This is a genomic window from Streptomyces colwelliae, from assembly GCF_048158785.1.
In the GTDB taxonomy this organism is placed as follows: Bacteria; Actinomycetota; Actinomycetes; order Streptomycetales; family Streptomycetaceae; genus Streptomyces.
Map to the genome: position 1 here is coordinate 1 of NZ_JBLTJC010000904.1, position 581 is coordinate 581.

The following is a 581-nucleotide window of genomic DNA, read 5'->3' on the forward strand; positions in this document are numbered from 1 at the left end:
CGCCTATCTCGCCTGCGCCGCCCACGACCATGATTCGACCTCGGCGGTCGCGTTCCTGATCTGCGAGCGCTGCGGCCTGGTCGGCGAGATGTCATCCGCCTCGTTCGCGAAAGACCTCAACGCCGCGGCGCGCAGCTCCGGCTTTGCGCCGAAATTGTCCGTGGTGGAGATCACGGGCGTCTGCACCCATTGTCAGAAAAAATCTTGAAGCAACAACGGCGCCAAGCCGGTATCCGGGAAGAGATGTCCTCACCTCAAGCCATGCCGTCCGCCGGTCGTCCCCTCAGTGCCGGCGCCGTCGCCCTGATGCTCATGCTGTGCCTGACCTGGGCCTTCAACCAGATCGCGGTGAAGCTGGTGCTGCAGGACATCCCGCCGATGCTCCAGGCGATGTTCCGCTCGATGGGCGCGCTGCCGGTCCTGTTCATCATCGGCAGCCTGCGCGGGGTCAAATTCTTCGAGCGTGACGGCACGTGGAAGCCGGGCCTCGCCGCGGGCTTGATGTTCGGCATCGAGTTCGTGCTGATCTTTCAGGGCCTGCGCCTGACCTCGGCCTCGCGCGCGGTGGTGTTTCTCTACAC

Annotated in this window: 1 protein-coding gene and 1 pseudogene; both read left to right on the forward strand. The window is 64.7% G+C overall.

The genetic code is table 11. The features are described from left to right. Positions 1–208: pseudogene (locus ACNFOC_RS55085) on the forward strand (hypothetical protein); the annotation flags it as partial. Between the two features lie 53 nt (positions 209–261). After that, positions 262–581 (forward strand): EamA family transporter (locus ACNFOC_RS55090; RefSeq protein WP_416966407.1); only part of this gene is annotated, 320 nt, incomplete at its 3' end.